Below are 22,074 nucleotides of genomic sequence, written 5' to 3'. Positions count from 1 at the left end.
CTGGCGGCGTCCGGCGCGGTCCGCCTGCCGCAGCGCTTGCCCGCCGATCCGCGGCGGCACCTGGCCAAACCCGCGCAGCATCGCCTCGGCGCGTTGCCAGGCGGCTTCATGGTCGGCGCTGCGCGCCCGCCAGCGCGCCAGCGCCGCGCGATCCGCCGCTGAGAGTGTCTCGGACTGCAAACGCACCAGCCAGCCGGCCGCTTCGTTGAGGATGGCGGGGTCGATGACCGCGTTCACGCCGCGTCCGCCTGATACGCGATCAGGCACGCGGCAAAGGCGGCCTGCATATGGCGCTTGACCGTCGACAGCGACACGCGCTGCTTGCGCGCGATCTCGTCATAAGCCATGCCGTCGAACTGCGACAGCAGAAAGACTTCCCGCGTGCGGGCGGGCAGCGAACGCAGGGCGGCGTCGATGGCGTGCAGCGTTTCCAGGATCAGGGCGCGCGCCTCGGGCGATGGGGCCTCGGCCTCGGGCACGTGCGCCACGGCGGCCAAATAGGCGTCTTCCACCGCGCGGCGGCGCCAATGGTCCGCCACCAGGCCCTTGGCGATGTGGGTCAGCAGCGCGCGCGGCTCGGCGCCGGTGTCGTCGCGGCGCCGGCCCGCCATCAGCCGCACGAAGGTGTCGTGCGCCAGGTCCGCGGCGTCGAAGGAACTGCCCAGCTTCTTGCGCAGCCACATCGAGAGCCAGCCGTGGTGTTCGCGATAAAGCTGGGTGACGTTGTCGGCGGATGGGGATAGCGGCGCAGGCAAGGCGCACCTCGGCATATGTGCAAATAGGAATTGTTCTTATTCTATACGAGCCTCCTGTCCGCGCACGCGCGCCCGAGTGCTGGGATAGAATCGGTCACCTACCCCGCCACCCTATCGAGTGCCATGCAGAACGACCCGTCCAAGCCTCTATTCCTTGCCAGCGGCGGGGAAATGGGCGCACGAGTCAGCCGCCACGACTGGTCTGCCACGCCGCTCGGTCCCATCGCTTCCTGGCCCGCCTCGTTGCGCATTGCCGCGAGCATGGTGCTGTCGTCCCGGTTTCCGTCCTGCCTGGTCTGGGGCCCCGAGCTCATCTCGATCTACAACGACGCGTTCGTCCCCATCCTGGGCGCCAAGCCCGACGCGCTGGGCTGCCCGTTCGATGAGATCTGGCGCGAAGCCTGGTCGCTGATCGGCCCGATCGCCGAACGCGCCTACGCCGGCGAGGCCACCTTCATCGAGGATTACCCACTCGTCGTCCACCGATACGGCCGCGCCGAGATGGCCAACTTCACGTTCTGCTACAGCCCCGTGCGCGATGAAAACGGCAATGTCGCCGGCATGATCGACACCGTCATTGAAACCACCGCGCGGGTCGGCGCCGAAAAGGCCCAGGCCGACGCGCTGCGCCTGACCGAAGAGGCCCTGCGCCAAAGCCAGAAGATGGAAGCCATCGGCCAGTTGACGGGTGGCGTCGCGCATGACTTCAACAATCTGCTGACGGGAATCTCCGGCAGTCTGGATTTTCTGTCCCAGCGCCTTGCGCAGGGGCGGACCGATGACCTCGCCCGTCACATCGCGGTGGCAAAAGGCGGCGCCGACAAGGCGGCCATCCTGACGCGCCGCCTGCTTAATTTTTCGCGCCGCCACCCGCTTGAGCGCACGGCGGTGGACATCAACCACGTCATCGCCGACATGGAGGCGCTGATCACGCGCAGCGCCGGAGCGGCGATCACGCTGGACGTGGACTGCGCCGCCGGGTTGTGGCCGGTCTGGGTGGACGCGCACCAGCTTGAAAATGCGCTGCTGAATCTGTGCCTGAATGCGCGCGACGCCCTGTACGCGAGCGGCACGCTGCGCATCGAGACATCCAACGTGACCCTGGGCGCCGAGGACGCGCGCGAGCGCAATCTGGAACCGGGCGACCACGTGCGGTTGCGCGTGTCCGACACGGGGTGCGGCATGACGCCCGAGACGATGCGACGCATGTTCGAACCCTTCTACACCACCAAGCCGGCCGAGCGCGGCACCGGCCTGGGACTTGCGCTGGTTCACGACTTTGTCCGTCAGTCCGGCGGTCACATCCAGGTGCGCTCGCAACCGGACCTGGGCACGGATATCGACCTCTACTTTCCGCGCCATGGCGGGGCCCGCATCCAGGTCGCCGCGGACACGGCATCGGTCTCGCCGTCGCGGGTCTTGCAGGGCAGGACGATTTTGCTGGCCGAGGACGATCCGGCCGTGCGCGAAATCACCGCCGAAGTGCTGAAGGAAATCGGCTTCGATGTGATCGAAGCGACGGACGGCGCCAGCGCGCTCAAGCACCTGACCACGCAGGCCCGGATCGACCTATTGGTCTGCGACCTGGCCTTGCCGGGCGGCGTGAACGGGCGGCGGGTGGCGGAGACCGGCAAGACATTGCGGCCGGAAATGAAAGTGCTGTTCATCACGGGCTACGGCGAAACCGCCGAGGGGAACAACGCACCGGCGACGGGTGCGCCCGTGTTGCTGAAGCCATTCACCCTTGAAGATCTGGCAAGCCAGGTGCATGCGCTGATGCGCTGAAAAACGCGGCCGGGCGGGTGCTCAAGCGGACGGCAGGCGCCGCGTCGTGCGGATCCAGAACAGCCCCGCCCCCGACAGCAGCATGGCGAACAGCAGGTACACAAAACAGATCAGCAGGCCGAAGAAATAGTAGCGGTCGTAAACACTGGCCGCCCACCACGCAACCCCGCCATACACCGCCATGACGATGAACGGCAGCCACAGCACCGCCACGCCGGCGCGGCGCCAGCCGGGGGTGTTCAAACGCGGAAATCGATGCGGGCGGGCGCGCAGCAGCAAAGCCAGCGCCGACAGCGCCGGCAGCACAAAGGCCAGCACCGCCAGCACCAGCAGGCCGGCATCCAGGAACGTCGCCACGAACTCGCGCAAAATCGGCTCCTTGCACGGCGCGCACGGGTGGCGCCGTCCCGGACGTTATACACGAGGCGCCGCGGACGTCCTTAGAGCTTGGGCGCGTAGCGCACGGTCAGCATCACATTGCGGGGCTCGCCGTAGTAGTTGTTGCTGGACAGCGTGTTGTACGACGGCACGTAGTATTTCTTGTCGAACACGTTGTTCACGTTCAGCCCGAAACTCAGCTCCGGCGTGGCCTGGTAACCCACGCGCGCGTTCCAGATCGTGAATCCCGCCAGCTTGAATTCGCGGTCCGAACTGATCGTCGACGTCTGCGTGTTCACGCCGGCGCCCACGCTCAGGCGGTTCCACGTGCCCGGCAGCTTGTAGTTGGCCCACAGGCGCAGCATGTGCTTGGGCGTCCAGGTGCTGAAGACCTTGCCCTGGTTGTCCGGGTCCTCCAGGAACTTGGTGGTGTTGTAGGCATAGCCGGCATACAGCTCCAGGCCCCTGACCACCTCGCCGGAAATCTCGGCTTCAACGCCCTGGCTGCGGACCTTGCCGGCGGCGCGCGAGCAGTACCAGCCGTTGCAGTCAAACCCGGCGTCGTAATCATTGACCGCACGATTCTTGTGGTCGTAGCGGTACAAGGCAAGCAGGGTATTGACCCGGCCATCCGCCAGTTCGCCCTTCAAGCCGACTTCATAGTTGTTGCCCTCGATCGGCTTGAGCAGGCTGCCCGACACCGTGCGCTCGGTCTGCGGTTCGAAGACCGTGGTGTAGCTGCCGTAGACCGACCAGTTGTCGGTCAGCGAATACACGATGCCGGCGTACGGAATGAACTCGCCCGAGGTCGATGACGTCGTGGCTTCGCCCCCGCCGCTGTAGCGGTAGTCGAACCAGCCGACGCGGCCGCCGCCGATCAGCGCCAGCGATTGCGTGGGTTTGACGCGCCACGTGCCGTAGATGCCCTTCTGCCGGATGTCGTAGGCGCTGCGCGAATCGTAGCCGCTGGCGGCGACGATGGAATCGATGTCCTGCCACGGACGGTGATGGTCCAAATCGAAGATATTGCCGCCGCTTTCCCACGAGCGGGTGAACCGGTCATTCGTCGTGAGCTTGGAGTAGTTGGCGCCGATCACCACCTCTTGTGCCATGCCCCAGGCGTTGAAGTCACCGGCCACCGACATGTCCATGCCGCGCTGGCGGCTCGTGAAGTCCACGCCGAAATTGCCATAGTCCAGGCCGCTGCCGTCACGCTGCACGGGTCCGGTGACGCGCTGGTGCACGGTCGTGTTGTCTTCGTCCATCGCCACGCCGGCCAGCCGGAAGCGCCACGACGAGTTGAAGCGATGTGTGATGTCCGCATTGAAGATGGTCTGGTCGTTGGTGGCGCGGTTCCAGGTCGAGCCGGTGAACGTCGAGCGCGGCAGATCGATGCTGCCGCCATCGTCATAACGGGGATAGCCGACGAACATGGGCCGCGACTTGCTGTACCGATTGCTGACGCCCAGTCCCACTGTCGTGTTCTCGGTGATGTCGTAGTCCAGCGCGGCGTACAGGTTGCGCGTCCTGTCCCACACGTAGTCGATGTACGAATGGCTGCGGTCTTCGTCCAGCACCACGCGCCCGCGCAGCGTGCCCGATTCATTGAGCGGACCGCCCGCATCCAGCGTCAGGCCGTAGTGATCCCACGATCCCACCTTGCCCGTCACCACCACCGAGGGCTCTGCGCCGCCCCGCTTGCGCACCAAGTTGATCGCACCGCCGGGACTGCCCGCGCCTTGCAAGAGGCCCGCCGCGCCGCGCAGGATCTCTACGCGGTCATAGAACACCAGCGAATCCTGCTCCCAGTTGCCCAGGCTGTAGCTGTTGCGCAGCAGGGACACGCCATCGTATTGCAGCAGGTCCACGGGGAAGCCGCGCGAATTGATCGCGACGCCGGCGCCCACGCCCTGCACGCCCACCATGCCGGCGGTGTTGTTGACGGCGTCCGGCAGGCTGGTCATGTCCTGGTCGTCCATCCGCTGCCGCGTCAGCACGGTGATGGATTGCGGAATGTCTTTGAGCGCCTGCGGCGTCCTGCCGATGGTGACCGCCGGCGACGTGTACGAACCCGTGCCGTCTGTCGTGGTGTTGTAGGTGCCCGTCACCGTCACGGGCGCCAGCGTCGTGGCCGCCTCGGCCGGCGCCTGCCGCAGGCGATAGCCGCCCTCGGCGCGCGCCACCGCTTGCAGGCCCGTGCCGGCCAGCAGGCGCTCGAGCGCGGCACCCACGGCGTACGTGCCCGTCAATCCCCGCGTCGTGGCGCCGGCGGTCAGGCCGGGATCGGACGCCACCATCACGCCCGCCTGCACGCCAAACGTGCCCAGCGCCGCGCTCAGCGGCCCGGCCGGAATGCTGAACGCGATGGCGCGCGGCGCCTGAGCCTGGGCATGCACCGCCACCGGCGCCAGGACGGCAGCCGCCGCAAGGGGCGTGAAACGCCGCAGCGCGGCGCTCAGCGCCGTGCGGCGCAGGGGAAGTCGGACAAGCGCCGCGGCGCTTACGGCGCGGACAGGACGAGGTGACATGTAAGGGTTCCCAGGCTCATGAAAGGTCGGCGCAGCCACGAGACACGGGCTGCTTTCCTGACATGAAGCGCGAGATCGGGATATCCGCCGTTGCTGTTACAAAAAAGCCGGCAATGAGGGAAACGCGGCTCACCGAAGGATGAGAATCACAAGGTCACGCGATTCACACGTGGCTCACCGTCACCCAGTAACGCGTATAGCGGCGCACCTGCACCGGGAGGATTTCTTCAAGCATGGCCAGGACCTTGTCGGTGTCGGCCAGCGGGAACGCCCCCACCACGCGCAGCCCGCCGGCCGCGTCCGTGCAATGCAGCAGGCCCGGACGGTAGCGGCCCAGTTCGTTCAGGAACGCCGACAAGGGCATTTCGTCCGCGATCAGCATGCCGTCAAGCCAGGCCGACACGCCGGGTTCCAGCGTCCCCGGCGCAAAGCTGCCGCCCGCCGTGAACTCGGCCTGTTCGCCGGCCCGCACGCGCCGCGGGCCTGCGTCCGTCGACAGGCCGCGCACGTCAACCGCGCCTTCCAGCACCGCCACCCGCATGCGGCCAGCCTCCAGATCGCGCACTAGAAAGCGCGTGCCCACCGGCGTCACCACGCCGCCGCGCGTGCGCACGCTGAACGGCCGGCCGTTCGCATCGGGCGCGGTCGCGATCAGGATTTCGCCCTGCAGCAGCACCAGTTCGCGGTGGCTTGCGGTATAGCGCAGATCCACCGCGGTGCCGGCGTTCAGTTCCACCTGCGTGCCGTCGGGCAGCGTCACTGACCGGCGTTCGCCGGTGCCGGTGCGCAGGTCCGCCGACAACCGGCGGATCGCGTCACGCTCACCCACGGCCCAGGCGCCCAGTCCGACGCCCACGGCCGCGAACATCAGGCGCAATGCGGTACGGCGGGACTGGATCAGCGGCGCCTGCAGCAAGGTGCGCGATGCCACCGACGGCCCCGCCTGCGCCACGCCCGCCGCGACGTCGCGCGTCAAGGCGCCCAACCGCTGCCAGGCCAGCTCGTGGGAAGATTCCGCCCGCCGCCAGCGCTCGAAGCGATCGCGTTCGGCGGGGCTGGCGTCTTCACGCAGACGCGCCCACCAGTCCGCCGCCTGCCGGATCACTTTGGGATCGATGGCGCCGGCCTCGGGCGCGTGGGGCCGCAGCAGCTTGGCGTTGTCCATGAATTCTGGGGTCAGCCGTATACGGCCGTGTAGCAGTGCACCAACGCGCGCGCCAGCGACTTCTGCACGGCGTGGGGCGTCAGTCCCAGCTGCTGGCCGATCTCGGCATACGACAGGCCGTCGATCTGCGCCATCAGGAAAATCCGGCGGCTGGTCATCGGCAAGGCGTCGAGCAGTTCGCAGACTTCCGCCAGCGCCTCCAGGATCAGTGCGCGGGCCTCGACCGAGGGTTCGACGGCCACGGGCTGCAGCGCCAGCGTCTCGGCGTAGGCCGCTTCCAGCGCGGCGCGGCGCGCCCGGCCGATCAGCAAACGGGTGGCGATGGTGCGCAGGTAGGCGCGCGGTTCATTGAGCGGTTCGCGGAGATTGGCGCGGATCAGGCGCTCGAACGTATCGTGCGCCAGGTCGGCCGCGTCCGACGCATTGCCCAGCTTGCGTTGCAACACGCCCCGCAGCCATTGGTGATGGGCCTGATAAACGGACTGCACCTCTGCACGAGAGGCAAATGAGGAGGATGGCATGGCGGTGCGGCCCGGCGTCGCCGCCTGAGAGCAAGACGAGATGAAAATGATTCGCAATTATAGATGCGGTTTTCGTCTTTGCAAGGCGCCGCCCCACGCGCCCGCCGTATGGTGGCGTGACGCCGCTAGTAGTCCATCGGCACGTGGCTCTGTGCAGCGCGTATCTCTTGTATATGGCGTTCGGCTTCCTGGCGTTCGACGGCGGGCGGCAGCGCGCGCCAGCTCACCAGATTGCCCGGCGTCTTCAAGGGCATCCAGCCCAACACGCTGTACAGCGAAATCGCGGTGCCGCCGGTATCGAGCCGCGTCTCGTAATAACCCTGACGATCCGGCATGGTGTCGCCGGGCGTCCAATCCAATTGAGACATCCAGGTCTCCTCCGGGTGAAGCTTATGTGCAAGGACGCGCGGTCCTTGCAAGGCGGATTCCACCGATCGTATAGCGTCCGGACCGGCTTGTCCCCTATCAAAAAGACTGAATTTCCAATTATTGACAGAGGGGAATCCCTAGGCGGCCCGCACGTTTTTGCATTGCTAAAGCCCGAACACAGGCGCTAGCATGCGGCAACGGATTTTTACCCCCGGCGGACATGCATCGCCCGGGCCCCTCGCGCCACAAGACGGCCATGCCGAAATCGATCTTTCCGCAGTACCCAAGAGATCGGCTGGCCGCCCTGGCAAGCGCCAACTCCCTGCGCGCCATCCGCGAAGGCCTGTTGTGGGCCATGCCCTGCCTGCTGGTCTCCGCCTTGTTCCTGGTGCTGTCCGTTTGCGCACGCCTGTTCGGCCTGCCCGACAGCATTGCCGATCTGCTGGCGGGTCTGCACCGCGCGCTGTCGGGCGTCATCCCGCTGCTGGCCGGCACGGCCATCGGCTACATGCTGTCGATCCGCCACCGGCTTCCGCACCTGCCCACCGCGCTGCTGTGCCTGTGCTTTGTCGCCATCGCCGAAAACCTGCTGGCGCCCTACCCTCGCGCAGCCGCCACGCTCACCTTGTTCATCGCGATCGTCACGCCGATCGCGGCCGTGCCGGCGATGGCCTGGCTGCACCGGCGCCGCTGGACCCAACTGGCGCCGGACGGACTGATCGGCGAAAACGTCCGCGACTCATTGAACATGATCGTGCCGGGATTGCTGACGGCGGGCCTGGTGATGGCGGCGCTGTCGGCGGCGTTGAGCATCCCCGCCGTGGCACAGGTCGACATTCCGCTGAGCCTTGCGTCCCTGGACAGCCCCTACACGTCCGGCGCGCTGGTCGGGGCGCTCAATTCCCTGTTCTGGTTCTTCGGCATCCACGGCGCGCAGGCCATGGCGCCCATCATGGACGTGCTGGACCAGGCTACCCGGCTCAACGCCACCAGCGTGGCCGCGGGGTACGAAGGCGTCTATGCGCTGAACGGCACTCTGCTGGGCGCGTTCGTCTTCATTGGCGGCTCCGGCGCAACCTTGTCGCTGGTGGTGGCGATCCTGCTGTTTTCGCGCAGCGATTCGCTGCGGGTGCTGGCCGTGGCCAGCATTCCGGTGTCGCTGCTGAACATCAACGAGATCCTGCTGTTCGGCCTGCCGCTCATCCTGAATCCCCGTCTGCTGCTGCCCTTCGTGCTGACGCCCGTGGTCAACGTGCTGGTTGCCGTGGCGGTCGTGCAACTGGGCTGGCTGGCCCCCGCCACCGTGGCGCTGCCGCTGACATCGCCCGTGCTGTTCAACGCCTACCTGGGCGCGGGCGAAAGCCTGGCGGGAATCGTGCTGCAATGCGCGCTGGTCGCGCTGGGCGCCTGCATCTACGTGCCCTTTCTGCTCGCGCTGGAGCGGCAGCGTCAGGCCGATGCCACGGTGTACTTCAAGTCGCTGGACACCACCTTTCCGCAGTTGCAGGAAGAATCCCTGCTGTATGCCCATGACCCGGTCGCGTCCACCTACGCCACGCGCGCGCGCCGCCAGGCCGAGGTCGCGCGCATCCGCGCCATCAGCGAATACGACTTCTATCTGGAGTTCCAGCCGCAGGTATCGATGCGCACGGGCCTATGCACCGGCTGCGAGGCCCTGCTGCGCGCCACCGGCCCCGAAGGCACCCAACAGGCGCCGCTGGAATTCCTGCGCTGGCTGGCGCGCGCGGACCTGATGCGCGAAGTCGATCTCTGGGTGGCGCGGCAGGCGGTGCTGCAATGCCTGGCGTGGCGGGCGCAGGGCTTCACGATGCCCATGACCATCAACGTCACAAGCGGCACGTTGACGGCGCCGGCCTTTCTGGACCGGTTGATCAAAGTGCTGGCGCAGGCGCAGGGCCAGGTCTCGGTCGAGCTCACGGAAGACGCGCTGGTCGAAGACGCCGACGCGCTGCACACGGCTTTTGACCGCCTGCATGGCAGCGGCGCACGCGTCTATATCGACGACTTCGGTACGGGGTATTCGGCGCTGAGCTACCTGCACCAGTTTCAGATCGACGCGGTCAAGATCGACCGCAGCTTCGTGACGGCGCAAAGCCACGACCGGGGCGCGCTGGTGATGAGCGGCCTGCTGCGATTCTGCGAAGCGCTGAACCTGCAGATCATCGTCGAGGGCGTGGAAACGGAGGGGCAGTTGTCCGCGCTGGCGTCCAGCGCGGAGATCGTCGTGCAGGGCTGGTACTACAGCAAGGCGGTGTCCGGCGAACACATCGTGGACTTCGCGCGCCGGCGGCGGGAGCTCTCCGCCCTGCCGGCGCATCCTGCCAGCGCGGCCGCTACTTGATGCCGATGAAGGGCAGCGCGGCGCCCGGCACCTGCGTGGACGGCAGCACGCCATCCCACTTTTCAACGGCGTTCAGGCTCACCAGATTGGTGTTGGCGGCCAGCGCCTCGGCCTTGGCGCGGATCGACGCCGCTTCGGCCTCGCCGCGCATGCGGATGCCGTCGGCTTCCGCGGTGAACTGCTGACGGCGCGCATCGGCTTCGGCCTTGGCCTTCACCACCTGGATCTCGGCGGTGATCATCGCCGTTTCCTTCTGCTGGCGGGTCGTCTCGATCTGCACCTGCGCCAGCATGCGCTGTTCGATCGAATGCTCGTAGGCCTGCGAAAAACCTACCTCTTCGATCTGCACGCCCACCACCTGGACCGGCGCGCCTTCCATCGTCTTGAGCACGGCGTTGTTCACGTCCAGGCCGAGCTTCTGGCGTTCCTGGATGGCGCGCACGGCAGTGTACTGGCCAAACACGTTCTTCACCGCGTCCGGCGTCTTGCGTTCCAGCACGCGCATCTGCAGGTTGGCGATGGTGCCGTACTCGGAGTAGAGCTCGGCCACGTGCTCGGACGGCACACGGTACGTGACCGACACGCGCAGCGTCGCGGGCTGCTGGTCGTAGCTGTAGGCCTCGAGCTTTTCGAACACGAAGGTGTGGTCGCGCACGGACACCGTCATCACGTTGTCGATGAACGGCGTCTTGAAATCCAGTCCGGGTTCGGCCACGCGCACGAGCTTGCCGTTGCGCAGCACCACGCCGCGTTCGCCCTGATCGACCTGGAACCACGATCCGAAGGCGATGAACAGGATCAGCAGGAAGATGAGTGCGGTTCCAATGGCGAACTTCACGTTGCGCGGCTTGACCGCGCCGATCGTCTTGACCATCTGGATATCTGTCGGCTTCATCTTCACTTCCAATCCCTGTCTGTTCTTTTGCGTTTACGGTCCGAGAGCACCGCCGCGATGCCGCGCGCGAGCAGATAGGCGACTACCGCCGCCCCCACCAAGATAAGGAAATACCGCATCGAGCGTCCCCCCCGGGAAAGAAGGACGGGATTCTATCCCGCAGCGGCCGACCCGCCGCCGGCGTGTATCGACGTAATGTGGCGATACGTTTCTGAACGTTTCTGCTGCAGTGATTCTGCCGGTTTCAGGCGCCGTACCAGCGCAATCCCAGCCGCGCTATCGAGTCCGGGTAGTCCCAGAATGCGTGATCCAGCGACTCCATTTCTTCCTGCTCCTGCTCGGTCATCGCGCCGTAGATGTCGTTGAGCTGCACCACCTCGGGCGAGGCCTCGAAACGGTCGATCAGTCCGCGCATGCGCGACAGCACATCCAGCATGTGCACCGCGCCGATCTTGCGCAGCGCCTGCAACGCCAGTTGGCAGGTCTGGTCGCCCCAATTGCACAGAAACTGCATGAAGCCGCCATTGTTGATGTCGGCCTCCATGCGCCACAAGGCCACCAGTTCCTGGTCGGTTACCGACAGCCGGTCGAGCTTCCATTGCGCGGCTTGCAGCGTCGCCATGGCTTGCTCGTAGCGCAGATCCCACAGCAGATCGTGCACGTTCAGCATCCCTTCCGGCACAGGTGCGGCCAGCGCGGGCCACACGACGCCATGCCCATCGTCCACCAGTTGCCAATGCGTGCGCGCCTCGGGTGTCGCCTCGTGCAGGCGGATGTGCCGGCGGATCGGCTCCTTGACCTCGCGGCCGTCGGCAAGCGTCAACAGCACGTGCGTATCGGTGAGCGACAAGGAAGCGATGCGGTAGTCAGGCGTGGTCATGCAAGGGTCCGGAAAAACGGGAAAGCGCAAGACGCTACCGGATCGGCGCAGCGCTGTCGAGGCGCGTGCGTTGCCGCTGCGCATCGCGCCGCATCCTGTTACGGCGCGCTGTTCACCCATCTGCTACGTTAACCAGGCATGCGCCGGGGTGTCCTCCGGCGCCTTTGCCGGAGACCTACCATGCCCCGCCCTTCCGAGTCCGCTCCATTGATCGGAGTGGTCCCGCCGTACATGCTGGACCGGCTTGCGCAGCATACCGATGCGCGCGTCAGCATGCCCGCCGTCAAGACGATGATCATCGATCAGCAGCAACGCAGCCTGCGCGAGATGGCCGAGCAGCCGCCGCGCGCAACGCTGGCGCCGGCACGCCAGGTGGCGCCGGCCGGCACGCCCGACCGCGCCGTGCATGACGCGGGCAACAGCACCACGCTGCCCGGCAAACTGGTGCGGGCCGAAGGCGCGCGGCCCAGCGGCGACGCCGCGGTCGACGAGGCCTACGCGCACCTGGGTTCGACCTACAAGCTGTTCTGGAACGTGTACAAGCGCCACTCCATCGACGCGCACGGCCTGCCGCTGATCGGCACGGTGCATTACGGCGAAGACTACGAAAACGCCTTCTGGAACGGCGCGCAGATGGTGTTCGGCGATGGCGACGGCGAAATCTTCAACCGCTTCACCATCGCCGTCGACATCATCGGCCACGAACTCACGCACGGCGTCATCGACACCGAAGCGGCCCTGCTCTATCAGGGCCAGTCGGGTGCACTGAACGAATCGCTGTGCGACGTGTTCGGTGCGCTGGTCAAACAGTATTCGCTGGGGCAAACCGCCCGCCAGGCGGACTGGCTGGTGGGCCAGGGCCTCTTCACGGAAAAGGTGCGGGCGCGCGCGCTGCGCTCCATGGCCGAGCCGGGCACCGCGTACGACGATCCGGTGCTGGGCAAGGACCCGCAGCCCGCGCACATGCGCGACTACGTCGATACGCCGCGCGACAACGGCGGCGTGCACATCAATTCGGGCATTCCGAACCGCGCGTTCTATCTGGCCGCCACCGCGTTGAATGGCAATGCGTGGCAAGGCGCGGGCCAGGTCTGGTACGACACGCTGTGCGACAAGCGCCTGCGCCACGACGCCGGCTTCAAGGACTTTGCGGGCCTGACGATCCAGATCGCCGGCGAGAAGCACGATGCGGCCGTGCGCCGCGCCATCGACGACGCCTGGAAGGCCGTGGGAGTGCTGCCATGATCGAACTGCCCTCGCTGGATCTCGCCCAACTGGTGCGCTTGACGCGCGAGGGCGGTCTTGCCTACCTGCCCGGACTGGCGCAGCCGCGTCACATCGACATGACCGCCTGCCCGCCCGGCGTGCGGCAGGAAGTGTGCGAGGCGCTGCTGCATGCCGCGCCCAAGGCCGTGTCCTGCGGGCCGGATGCGCGCGGCGATCAGCGCTACTTCCACGTTGAAGTGGAGTTCGAAGGCGCAGACGCGCCGCGGATCACTTTTGACGTGCCCGAGGCGGATGCGCCGCCGACGCTGGTGCAGTTGTGGAAGCGCCAGGCCGGCCAATCTGGATAGCGCGCCCGGCGTACAGCCCGGCCAGCGCCATCAGCGCGCACAATGCCGCGCACACGCCCAGCGCAACGCCCCAGCCGCCCAGCGCGTCGTGCACACTGCCCACCAGGGTGGGGCCCGTCGCGGCGAACAAGTACCCCACGCATTGCGCCATGCCAGACAGGGCCGCCGCCTGTTGCGCGTGGCTGGCGCGCAGCCCGACAAACGCCAGGCCCAGGATGATGCCCGCGCCGGTGCCCAATCCCAGAAACGCGATCCACACCACACCCCATGCGGGCGCCGCGATCAGGCCCGTGAACGCCACGAACGACGCGCCCGCCGCGCAGAACGCCGCCGCGCGCTGGTCCTTCAAGCGGCGCAGCAGCGGCGCCAGAAAAAGCGCGGGCGCTGCGGACGCCAGCTGCATGAAGCCGTGCAGCGAGCCCGCGCGCTCGGCCGAAAAGCCCGCGTCCTGCAGGATGGCGGGCAGCCAGCTCACTGCGACATAAAACACGAACGAGTTGATGCCCAGGTACGCCGTGACCTGCCAGGCCAGCGGCGAGCGCCACAGACGCACGCCGTGCGGCGCGTGCGCGGTGGTCGCGGCGGGCGGCGTATGGTTGGCCAGCTGCGGCAGCCACAGCAAGAGGCTGAGCAGCGGCAGCGCCAGCATGCACAGCGTGGAAAACCGCCAGCCACCCAGTTGAAGGTTGGCCAACGGCAATTCGGCCAGGGGAATCGCGACGGCCGAGGCCAGCCCGGCTGCAAGGCCCATCGTCAGCACGTAGGCCGACGTCAGGCCTGCCAGGCGCTGCGGGAAATCGCGCTTGAGCAGACTGGGCAGCAGCACGTTGCCCAGCGCGATTCCCGCGCCGATGATGGCCGTGCCCGCGTAGAGTCCCACGGCATCGCCCAGCACGCGGATCCCGATTCCGCCGGCGATGAGCAGAAGCGCCGCGAACAGCGTGCGTTCCAGTCCAAAGCGGCGCGCCAGCCCCGCGGCAAACAGCGACACCACCGCGAAGGCCAGCAGCGGCAGCGTGATGAGCATCCCCGCCGCCGCCGACGACAGATTCAACTCGGCGCGGATCAGGCCGATAAGCGGCGGCACGCCGGTGAACGGCGCGCGCAGGGCCATGGCGATGAACAGGATGCCCAAGATCAGCAGCGCGGGGCGGCTGGGTATGGGGTGGCTGGATGAGGCGTGGCTGGACATAGGTTGGCCGGGTGCGGGGTGGCCGGGTGTGCGGTGGCTTGGCATCGGGTGGCGGGAGGCTTGCATGGAGTCAGCTTGGAAATTCTTCAGGCATGGAGGCCCTATTCGATCCCGCCAGCTTACGCATCGTCCGCTTTACCGAATTTCGAGATAATGACAAACTCTCTCGCAATCCGGCCAAAACGCGCCCTTCTGCCCGGCCGACGCCCATGCGCACGCCCGATACGCCCACCGCTCCGTTCGATCCCGACAGCCCCACGCAATGGGCCTTCGCCATGCCCGTGCATGCGGCCGAGCGGGACAACGAATCGCCCACGCATCAGCATCACATGGGCCAGCTTGTTCTGGCGCTGCGCGGCGGGGTCACGTGCTCGGTGGCGCAGGGCCTGTGGATGGTGCCGCCGCAGTGCGCGGTCTGGATTCCCGGCGGCCAACCCCACAGCAATCGTGTCACCGCCAATGGGCGCATGTGCTTCCTGTTCGTGCCGGCCGACACGCCGCGTTTGCCCACGGCCTGCTGCACGCTGTCGATCACCCCGCTGGTGCGCGAGCTGGTCGTGCACCTGGCCAACCTGACGCCCGCCGAGGCCGCGGCCGACGCCAACCGCAAGCTGGCCGACGTGCTGCTGGACCAGCTGTCGCACATGCCCACCGAGCAGCTGCACCTTCCCATCTCCGACCACCCGCGTCTGCGCGAAATCGCCGGCGCGCTGAACGCGGACCCCGCCGACCGCAGCACCGTCGCGCAGTGGGGCAAGCGCGTCGCCATGAGCGAACGCACGCTGGCGCGGCTGGTGCAGCAGGAGGTCGGCATGAGTTTCGGCCACTGGCGCCAGCAACTGCACATCATCCTGGCCTTGCAGCGGCTGTCGGCGGGCGTGTCGGTGCAACGCACGGCGGACGACCTGGGGTACGAATCGGTCAGCGCCTTCATCACGATGTTCAAGAAGACGCTGGGCAAGACGCCCGCGCGTTACTTTGCGGACAAGACCGACGGGCAGACGGCCGTGCAATGATGCCCGGCCAAGGGCTTGGCCTCGCGCGGAGAACCGGGTTCGGTGTGGCCGCGGGATTGCCCGCCCTACGCCTGCTTCGCGCTCGCCACGATGAACAGCCGCGGAAACGGCAACAGCACGGTGCCGTCCGCCAGCGCGGGATAGGCCGCTTCGATCAGCGACTGATAGCGCGCCAGAAAGCTGGCCTGCTCATCGGCATCCAGCTTGTCCAGATACGGCCGCAGGGCCGTGCCCTTGAACCATTCCACCACCGCCGCGGCGCCCGCCAGCGGATGGTGATACGTCGTGCGCCACACATCCAGCGTGCCGCAATGCGGCTTGAGCAATTCGTAGTACCAGGCCGCGCTGTGCCGCGGCGGATGCTTCACGCCGCCCGTCTTGGCGGCCCAGGGCGCCTCACCGGCCACCTGCCGGGCAAGACGGTGCGCGGGCTCTTCCAGGTTGTCCGGCGTCTGCACCGCCAGGCTGCCGCCGGGCGCCAGCTTGGCCACCAGCGCCGGATACAGCGTGGCGTGGTCGGGCACCCACTGCAGCGCGGCATTGGCCAGGATCACGTCGTACGCCTGCGGCGGATTCCAGCTGGCGATGTCGGCCAGTTCGAACGACAGTGCAGGCATGCGCTTGCGCGCGGCGTCAATCATGTCCTGCGAACTGTCCATGCCTGAAATCTCCGCGTCCGGATAGCGGCTGGCCAGCACCTCGGTGGAATTGCCCGGCCCGCAACCCAGGTCTACGGCGTGCTTGACCACCAGGTTGGGCAGCGCCGCCACCAGGTCCCGCACCGGACGCGTGCGTTCGTTTTCAAAAGCGGAATACTGCTTGGCGGACCAGGTATTCATGATCGTTCCTTGTTTGGCGGCCGGATGGTGAGACCCGGTGGTGAGACTCGGTAGCGCGCGTCGGAAATAGCGGTTTGTCAGCCGCCGACTCTACGCCTGGCCCTTTCCAATGACAAATCCACAAAACACCCGCCTGCCATATCCGGCGCATATGGCTTGCCACAAAAAAAACCGCCCGCCGAGCGTTGCCGGCGGGCGGGTTCGTGGGGCGGTAAGCCGGATTACTGAGGCTTCAGCTCATCCGTGCGGGTTTTCCACAGCGAGAACAGCACGCCGCCAAGGATCAGGCTGAAGGTCACGCCCAGCGAAATCGCGGGAGGCACCTTGCCGATGAAGCCGACCAGGAAGATCTTCGTGCCGATGAACACCAGGACCAGGGCCAACGCGTACTTCAGGTAATGGAAGCGGTGGATCATCGCCGCCAGGGCAAAGTACAACGCACGCAGGCCCAGGATCGCGAAGATGTTGCTGGTGTACACGATGAACGGGTCGGTCGTGATGGCGAAGATTGCGGGCACCGAGTCCACGGCAAACACCAGGTCGACGAACTCGATCAGCACCAGGGCCAGCAGCAGCGGCGTCGCATAACGCACCTTCTTGGACGTCGCCGGATCGGTTTCGGTCACCATGAACGCGTTGCCGCGCAGGCCGTCCGTGACACGCATGTGACGCTTCAGGAACTTCAGGATCGGGTTGGTCGCGATGTCAGGCGTCTGGTCCGCGATCATCCACATCTTGATGCCCGTGAACACCAGGAACGCGCCGAACAGATACAGCAGCCAGCCGAAGTTGCTGACCAGCGCGGCGCCCAGGCCGATCATCGTGGCGCGCAGCACGATCACGCCCAGGATGCCCCAGAACAGCACACGGTGCTGGTACTGGCGCGGGATCGCAAAGAAACTGAAGATCAGCGCGATCACGAACACGTTGTCCATGGACAGCGATTTCTCGATCATGAAGCCCGTGTAATAGGCCATGCCGCTTTCGGCGCCCATGTTCCACCAGACCCAGCCACCGAACAGCACGGCGGCGGTGATGTAGCCGGCGGAAAGCAGCAGGCTTTCACGCACGCCGATCTCGCGGTCTTCCTTGTGCAGCACGCCCAGGTCAAAGGCCAGCAGGCTGACCACGATGCTGATGAAGAGCAGCCAGCTCCAGGTTGGCGTGCCGAGAAAATCGGCATTGAAGAAGGTGATCAAAGTGTCCATGATTGCCCCGCTAGATTCGAAGGTGCCCATGATCCGGATCCGCCGGGGATGGAGAAATCAGCCTGAAAGTGAGTTAAGGTTCGAAAAAACCGAAGTGATCCGACTGACCGAGCCAACACCCATGCTGAACTACCGCCACCTGTACTACTTCTGGATGGTCGCCAAGGAGGGCGGGTTTTCCCGCGCCGCCGAGCGCCTGGACATGGCCATCCAGACCATCAGCGCGCAGGTCCGCGAACTGGAAAAGAACCTGGGCCATCAGCTGCTCAAGCCGGCCGGCCGCGGCGTGGCGCTGACCGACGCCGGCGAAGCCGCCTTCGCCCGCGCCGAAGAAATCTTCCAGATCGGGCAGGTGTTGCCGCAGGAAGTGCGTGCCGCCGCCACCAAGCCCGTCGTGCGCCTGTCAGTGGGCCTGTCGGACGGCATTTCCAAGCTGGCGGCACACGCCTTGCTGGGGCCCGTGCTGCACACGCCCGATCTGCATCTGACCTGTCATGAAGGTGAAGTCGAGGAACTGTTGGGCGAGCTGGCGCGGCATCACCTGGACCTCGTGCTGGCCGGCCAAGGCGCCCCCGCCAATCCCAACCTGCGGCTGACCAGCGACCGCCTCGTGTCGTCTCCGGTGGACTGGTACGGCCCGGCCAAGCTGGTGCGCAAGCCGGACACGCTGGATTTTCCGGGCTGTCTGGAGCGCCTGCCCGTGCTGCTGCCCACGGGCCATTCGGTGCTGCGCCAGACGCTGGATCGCTGGTTTGCCGAACAGGGCGTCTACCCGAACGTCGTGGGCGAGTTCGAGGACAGCGCCCTCATGTCCGTGTTCGCGGCGCGGGGCCTGGGCGTCTTTCCGCTCAGCCGGCTGGGCGGGGACGACGTTGCGCTGCTGCGCGGCCTGCGGCCGTTGGCGCGCTGCGACGACGTGCACGAGGAAATCCACGCCATCCGCAACCGCCGCGGCCAGCATCACCCCCTCGTCCGGCAGATCCTCGAGCAGGCGAAAACTTCGGTTTTATCTTAATGTTTGTCACATCCACTCTGGTTTTTCAGAAATAGAATCCCCGGTATCGTGGCCGTTCTTTTTGAGTCATCGGAGTACCTGAACAAATGAAGAAAATCATCTGGCTCGTTTTTGCCGTCCTGGCGGCGCTCTGGACCGGGCTGGTGGCGCTGACCCTGCAACTGACCGACTGGGTGCTGGCCACCATCGCCACGGCGCAGGTGCCAGGCACCGCGATCGACACCTCGCAGTGGGTGGCGCCGGCCTGGGCGGCGCCGTGGGTCGACCCGGCATGGCTGGCATCGCTGCAAGGGGGCCTGGTCTGGGCCGCGCAAGGCCTGAACCAGGTCCTGCCTTTTGCCGGCAGCCTGGGTACGCTGATCACCGTGCTGGGCTGGATCTGCTGGGGCTTCATCATGGCGGGACTGCTGGTGCTTGCGCTGATCCTGCACTGGCTGGCCGGCAAGCGCGAGCAGCAGACGGCCCCAGGCCGTCAAGTGGTGTAAAAAGGGGCAGGCAACGCGCCGCCCGGCACGCTGCCCTCAACCGGAGCGTGCCGTGCCCTCTCGATCTACCCGCCGTCTGATCCTGCCGTTTGCGGCGCTGCTGGCCAGCGCCGCCGCGACGTCCGGGCAGGCGGCGCCTTCGCAAACCGCACCAACGCAGGCCGCACCAACGCATGCCGCAACAACGCATGCCGCAACAACGCAGGCCGCCTCCCCCCACGGCATCGACGTGTGCACGGTGACGGGGACGTCGGGGCAATACAGCGTGCGGGTGCGCAACACCACGGACAAGACGCTTTCGCACGCGGACGTCGTGGGCGTGCATCTGAACGCCGCCGGTCAGGGCGGCAACACCGTCACCGTCAACCTGCAGGACGTACCGCCCGGCAAGTACAAGACCGCCGTCCTGGCGCGCCACGGCGAATCGGCGGCGCTGGTCAGCATCGCCACCTACCAGACCGTCAACGGCGTCGACACGCCGCAACAGGAGCTCTACGCGGGCAAAGTCGCCCACGTGGCGCCCGGCTCGGCGTTGCAGTACACGGTGGCGCCGCTGGCTTTGCGCGGCTGGACCGTGGCCTATGGCACGGCGCAGAGTCCCAAGCTGGAACCCGGCAGCGCCGTGCTCCTTATCTATCCCGCCCGCACCGGAAAGAAGCGTGACGTCACGCGGCCCGATGCCGGGCGCGCGCCTGCGGACGTGGTGCCGCTGCTTTCCTGCGCCACGCCTCGCAAACATTGATCGCGTTCATTTGCTGACGCCGGACCGCGTTGCTACGGCGAGATTGCCGTCCCACGACCCCTACGCTTTCCTATCACGTGCCGCTCAGCAGATCCCGCTCGTTCAGCAGCGCATAGACGATCTCGGGCCGGCTGTCGAAACCGCGACGGATCGCGGCAGGCAGCGACGCCCGCGTCTTGCGGCACAGACCCGGCAGTTCTTCAAGCTGGATCGAAATGCCGCGCGACGTCCGCACCTCGTTTTCGCTGGGCGTGATGTGGATGACGATGCCTAGCTGCGCGTGAATGCGCCCTTGCATCGCACGCAGGTCCTCGAGGCTGGTGATGTTTTCCAGCCGCGCCACCAGACGCTTCTCTTCCTCGCGCGTCAGCCGCAGGACCCGCATGTCCGTCGTTGGATTGGCCAGCAACTGCTCCCGGTCGCACACACAGGCGCCGGGAGGACATTCTTGGCGGATGGGAAACGGCAGGTTCATGGGGACGGTGCACCAGCCACAACGGCGCGGGACGATATCTTCCCGATTCTAACCAGGATGACCACCCGCCGACGCGCACTGCGCGTTTACCCGCAAGCGCGGGGCGGCCCTCCCCCTGGCCCGCTACCAGTCATCGTTCAGGGGTGAGATTGCCCCGAACGCCTTTTGCCGTAAGCTCCTGCCCTTGCCCTGAATCCTGGCTCCCCCCATGACCGTTTCGACCTACCGATTTGCGGCCCGTACCTTGATGGCGTTGGCGGCGCTCGTGCTGCTGGCCGCGGCGGCACTGGCCGCGACCGGATTGCTGACCAGCGCGCGCCACGCCGACGTGGCCGTCGTGCTGGGCAACAAAGTTGAACCCGGCGGCCAGCCTTCGCCGCGCCTGGCCGCGCGGCTGGACAGTGCGTTCGACTGCTACGCCGCATCAATCTGCCGCATCCTGTTCGTCAGCGGCGGCGTGGATCCGGCGGGCACGGACGAGGCCGCCGCCATGCGCGACTACCTGCTGGCGCGCGGCGTGCCCGCCGACCGTATCGTCGTGGACAGCGCCGGCGTCGACACCTGGGCCACGGCCCGCCACGCCAGCGCCTACATGCGCCAGCACGGCTACACGAGCGCGATGGCCGTGACGCAGTACTTTCATTTGCCGCGCACGATGCTCGCGCTCAAGCGCCAGGGCGTCGCGGACGTAAGCGGCGCATACCCTGCATTTTTCGAATTACGCGACGTCTATTCCGTTTTGCGCGAGCTGCCCGCCGTGGCGCTGTATATTTTCCGGCCACTGTAGCGGCGCATCCGCCTGCCCTACCCTTCCAGGACTTTCCATCGTGCTGATCTTCCACAATCCCGTTCACGACAAACACAGCGGCCGCCAGGAGATGTTCCGCGGCAAGCTGGTGCCCTGCCACGAAACGCCGGCAAGGCTGGAATACGTGCTGGACGCGCTGCGCCAGCGCGGCATCGGTGAATTGCGCGTGCCGTCCGCGCCCGACATGGATCTGATCAAGCGCGTGCACACCCCCCGCTATGTGGACTTTCTGGCAAGCGCCTGGAACGAATGGATTGCGCTGGATCCGGCCAACGCCAATCTCGACGTGCTGCCGTCGATCTGGCCCGTGCGCGGATTTCGGCACGACGTCGAACCCACCAATTTCGCGGCGCGCGTCGGGCTGTTCTCGTTCGATAGCGGCTGTCCGCTGACGGCCGGCACATGGGAAGCGGCCACCGCGGGCGCCGCCTGCGCCATCGACGCCGCACGCGCCGTATCCCAAGGCCAGGGCCTGCGCGCGGCGATGGCGCTGACCCGGCCGCCAGGCCATCACGCCGGCGCGGACTTCTTTGGCGGCTACTGCTTTCTGAACAATGCTGCGCTGGCCGCGCAGGCCCTGCGCGACGCGGGTGCACAGCGCGTTGCCGTGCTGGACGTGGACTATCACCATGGCAACGGCACGCAGAGCATCTTCTACGACCGCGGGGACGTGCTGACCGTGTCGGTCCATGGTGATCCGATCACCGAGTACCCCTTCTATCTGGGTTACGCCGACGAACGTGGCGAAGGCGCGGGCCAGGGCTGCAACCTGAACCTGCCGTTGCCCGCCGGCAGCGACTTTGCGGCATGGACGGCGGCATTGCAGCAGGGCCTGGATGCGGTGCGTGCGTTCAAGGCCGACGCGCTGGTCGTTGCACTTGGCGTGGACACATACGAAGGCGATCCGATATCCAAGTTCAAATTGAAGAGCGCCGATTATCTGCAGGTCGGCCGCATGCTGGCCGACCTTGGCTTGCCGACGGTGTTCACGATGGAGGGCGGCTATGCGGTCGCCGACGTGGGCATCAACGTCGCAAACGTGCTGGAGGGGTTTGTGGGCTGAACGTCAGACACCGGGGCAG

Annotated in this window: 23 protein-coding genes; 10 read left to right on the top strand and 13 right to left on the bottom strand. The window is 66.6% G+C overall.

What is annotated here, in order from left to right:
- On the bottom strand, positions 1-237 hold a 237-nt coding region (locus tag HV681_RS09190), incomplete at its 3' end, for a DUF4880 domain-containing protein (protein ID WP_175122769.1).
- Entirely contained in the window at positions 234-755 is a 522-nt protein-coding gene (locus HV681_RS09185; protein ID WP_175184463.1) for a sigma-70 family RNA polymerase sigma factor, read from the bottom strand. The genes HV681_RS09190 and HV681_RS09185, both read right to left, overlap by 4 nt.
- 123 nt (positions 756-878) lie before the next feature.
- Here HV681_RS09185 and HV681_RS09180 point away from each other — a divergent pair, with 123 nt between their 5' ends.
- Positions 879-2,540, top strand: a complete 1,662-nt coding sequence (locus HV681_RS09180; RefSeq protein ID WP_254594934.1) for an ATP-binding protein — start codon at positions 879-881, stop codon at positions 2,538-2,540.
- Positions 2,541-2,561: 21 nt separating this feature from the next.
- Here HV681_RS09180 and HV681_RS09175 read toward each other — a convergent pair whose 3' ends face one another.
- From HV681_RS09175 to HV681_RS09155, 5 genes are all read right to left on the bottom strand, one after another.
- Positions 2,562-2,909: a hypothetical protein gene (locus HV681_RS09175; protein WP_175122767.1), complete on the bottom strand. Its 348-nt coding sequence runs from the start codon at positions 2,907-2,909 to the stop codon at positions 2,562-2,564.
- Positions 2,910-2,980: 71 nt separating this feature from the next.
- The gene (locus HV681_RS09170) at positions 2,981-5,446 is read right to left on the bottom strand and encodes a TonB-dependent siderophore receptor (protein WP_175122766.1); all 2,466 of its coding nucleotides are present in this window, start codon (positions 5,444-5,446) and stop codon (positions 2,981-2,983) included.
- A 163-nt stretch (positions 5,447-5,609) separates the two neighbouring features.
- On the bottom strand, positions 5,610-6,611 hold the full coding sequence (locus HV681_RS09165; protein ID WP_175122765.1) for a FecR domain-containing protein: 1,002 nt from the start codon (positions 6,609-6,611) through the stop codon (positions 5,610-5,612).
- Between the two features lie 11 nt (positions 6,612-6,622).
- Positions 6,623-7,132 carry a sigma-70 family RNA polymerase sigma factor gene (locus HV681_RS09160; protein WP_175122764.1) on the bottom strand — a complete coding sequence of 170 codons (510 nt, stop codon included), beginning with the start codon at positions 7,130-7,132 and terminating at the stop codon, positions 6,623-6,625.
- A 125-nt stretch (positions 7,133-7,257) separates the two neighbouring features.
- On the bottom strand, positions 7,258-7,500 hold the full coding sequence (locus HV681_RS09155) for a hypothetical protein (RefSeq protein WP_175122763.1): 243 nt from the start codon (positions 7,498-7,500) through the stop codon (positions 7,258-7,260).
- 257 nt (positions 7,501-7,757) lie between these two features.
- On the opposite strand from HV681_RS09155, the gene HV681_RS09150 reads away from it, so the two are divergent.
- The gene (locus HV681_RS09150; RefSeq protein WP_175122762.1) at positions 7,758-9,863 is read left to right on the top strand and encodes a PTS sugar transporter subunit IIC/EAL domain-containing protein; all 2,106 of its coding nucleotides are present in this window, start codon (positions 7,758-7,760) and stop codon (positions 9,861-9,863) included.
- On the opposite strand, the gene HV681_RS09145 is transcribed toward HV681_RS09150, so the two are convergent.
- The gene (locus HV681_RS09145) at positions 9,856-10,758 is read right to left on the bottom strand and encodes a prohibitin family protein (protein ID WP_370632992.1); all 903 of its coding nucleotides are present in this window, start codon (positions 10,756-10,758) and stop codon (positions 9,856-9,858) included. The genes HV681_RS09150 and HV681_RS09145 overlap by 8 nt on opposite strands.
- 244 nt (positions 10,759-11,002) lie before the next feature.
- Positions 11,003-11,638 carry a DMP19 family protein gene (locus HV681_RS09140; protein ID WP_175122761.1) on the bottom strand — a complete coding sequence of 212 codons (636 nt, stop codon included), beginning with the start codon at positions 11,636-11,638 and terminating at the stop codon, positions 11,003-11,005.
- Positions 11,639-11,818: 180 nt separating this feature from the next.
- On the opposite strand from HV681_RS09140, the gene HV681_RS09135 reads away from it, so the two are divergent.
- Positions 11,819-12,883 carry a M4 family metallopeptidase gene (locus tag HV681_RS09135; protein ID WP_175122760.1) on the top strand — a complete coding sequence of 355 codons (1,065 nt, stop codon included), beginning with the start codon at positions 11,819-11,821 and terminating at the stop codon, positions 12,881-12,883.
- Positions 12,880-13,212 (top strand): protealysin inhibitor emfourin, encoded by a 333-nt coding sequence (locus HV681_RS09130; RefSeq protein ID WP_175122759.1) that lies wholly within the window; start codon positions 12,880-12,882, stop codon positions 13,210-13,212. The genes HV681_RS09135 and HV681_RS09130 overlap by 4 nt, the downstream gene beginning before the upstream one ends.
- Here the strand turns inward: HV681_RS09130 and HV681_RS09125 are convergent.
- On the bottom strand, positions 13,133-14,404 hold the full coding sequence (locus tag HV681_RS09125; protein ID WP_175122758.1) for an MFS transporter: 1,272 nt from the start codon (positions 14,402-14,404) through the stop codon (positions 13,133-13,135). The genes HV681_RS09130 and HV681_RS09125 overlap by 80 nt on opposite strands.
- A 209-nt stretch (positions 14,405-14,613) precedes the next feature.
- Here HV681_RS09125 and HV681_RS09120 point away from each other — a divergent pair, with 209 nt between their 5' ends.
- The gene (locus HV681_RS09120; protein WP_175122757.1) at positions 14,614-15,420 is read left to right on the top strand and encodes an AraC family transcriptional regulator; all 807 of its coding nucleotides are present in this window, start codon (positions 14,614-14,616) and stop codon (positions 15,418-15,420) included.
- A gap of 65 nt (positions 15,421-15,485) precedes the next feature.
- On the opposite strand, the gene tam is transcribed toward HV681_RS09120, so the two are convergent.
- Both tam and HV681_RS09110 read right to left on the bottom strand, forming a co-directional pair.
- Positions 15,486-16,259, bottom strand: a complete 774-nt coding sequence (tam, locus tag HV681_RS09115) for a trans-aconitate 2-methyltransferase (RefSeq protein ID WP_175122756.1) — start codon at positions 16,257-16,259, stop codon at positions 15,486-15,488.
- Positions 16,260-16,480: 221 nt separating this feature from the next.
- On the bottom strand, positions 16,481-17,467 hold the full coding sequence (locus HV681_RS09110) for a TerC family protein (protein ID WP_175122755.1): 987 nt from the start codon (positions 17,465-17,467) through the stop codon (positions 16,481-16,483).
- Positions 17,468-17,588: 121 nt separating this feature from the next.
- Between HV681_RS09110 and HV681_RS09105 the strand changes: the two genes are divergently transcribed.
- The 3 genes from HV681_RS09105 (at position 17,589) to HV681_RS09095 (ending at position 19,709) form a co-directional block, all read left to right on the top strand.
- The gene (locus tag HV681_RS09105; protein ID WP_175122754.1) at positions 17,589-18,482 is read left to right on the top strand and encodes a LysR family transcriptional regulator; all 894 of its coding nucleotides are present in this window, start codon (positions 17,589-17,591) and stop codon (positions 18,480-18,482) included.
- A gap of 86 nt (positions 18,483-18,568) precedes the next feature.
- The gene (locus HV681_RS09100) at positions 18,569-18,967 is read left to right on the top strand and encodes a hypothetical protein (protein WP_175122753.1); all 399 of its coding nucleotides are present in this window, start codon (positions 18,569-18,571) and stop codon (positions 18,965-18,967) included.
- A 52-nt stretch (positions 18,968-19,019) separates the two neighbouring features.
- The gene (locus HV681_RS09095) at positions 19,020-19,709 is read left to right on the top strand and encodes a hypothetical protein (protein ID WP_175122752.1); all 690 of its coding nucleotides are present in this window, start codon (positions 19,020-19,022) and stop codon (positions 19,707-19,709) included.
- Positions 19,710-19,782: 73 nt separating this feature from the next.
- Here the strand turns inward: HV681_RS09095 and HV681_RS09090 are convergent, their stop codons facing one another.
- On the bottom strand, positions 19,783-20,184 hold the full coding sequence (locus tag HV681_RS09090) for a hypothetical protein (RefSeq protein WP_175122751.1): 402 nt from the start codon (positions 20,182-20,184) through the stop codon (positions 19,783-19,785).
- A gap of 208 nt (positions 20,185-20,392) precedes the next feature.
- On the opposite strand from HV681_RS09090, the gene HV681_RS09085 reads away from it, so the two are divergent.
- Together HV681_RS09085 and HV681_RS09080 are read left to right on the top strand one after the other, a co-directional pair.
- Complete coding sequence (locus HV681_RS09085; protein WP_175122750.1) at positions 20,393-20,971, top strand: YdcF family protein; 579 nt, start codon at positions 20,393-20,395, stop codon at positions 20,969-20,971.
- A gap of 40 nt (positions 20,972-21,011) precedes the next feature.
- Entirely contained in the window at positions 21,012-22,055 is a 1,044-nt protein-coding gene (locus HV681_RS09080) for a histone deacetylase family protein (RefSeq protein ID WP_175122749.1), read from the top strand.
- Positions 22,056-22,074 lie beyond the last annotated feature (19 nt).

It is taken from the genome of Achromobacter animicus, assembly GCF_902859585.1.
GTDB classification, from domain to species: domain Bacteria; phylum Pseudomonadota; class Gammaproteobacteria; order Burkholderiales; family Burkholderiaceae_B; genus Achromobacter; species Achromobacter animicus.
Note: the sequence above shows the minus strand (reverse complement) of the source record. Positions and strands in the feature narration are given on the sequence as shown.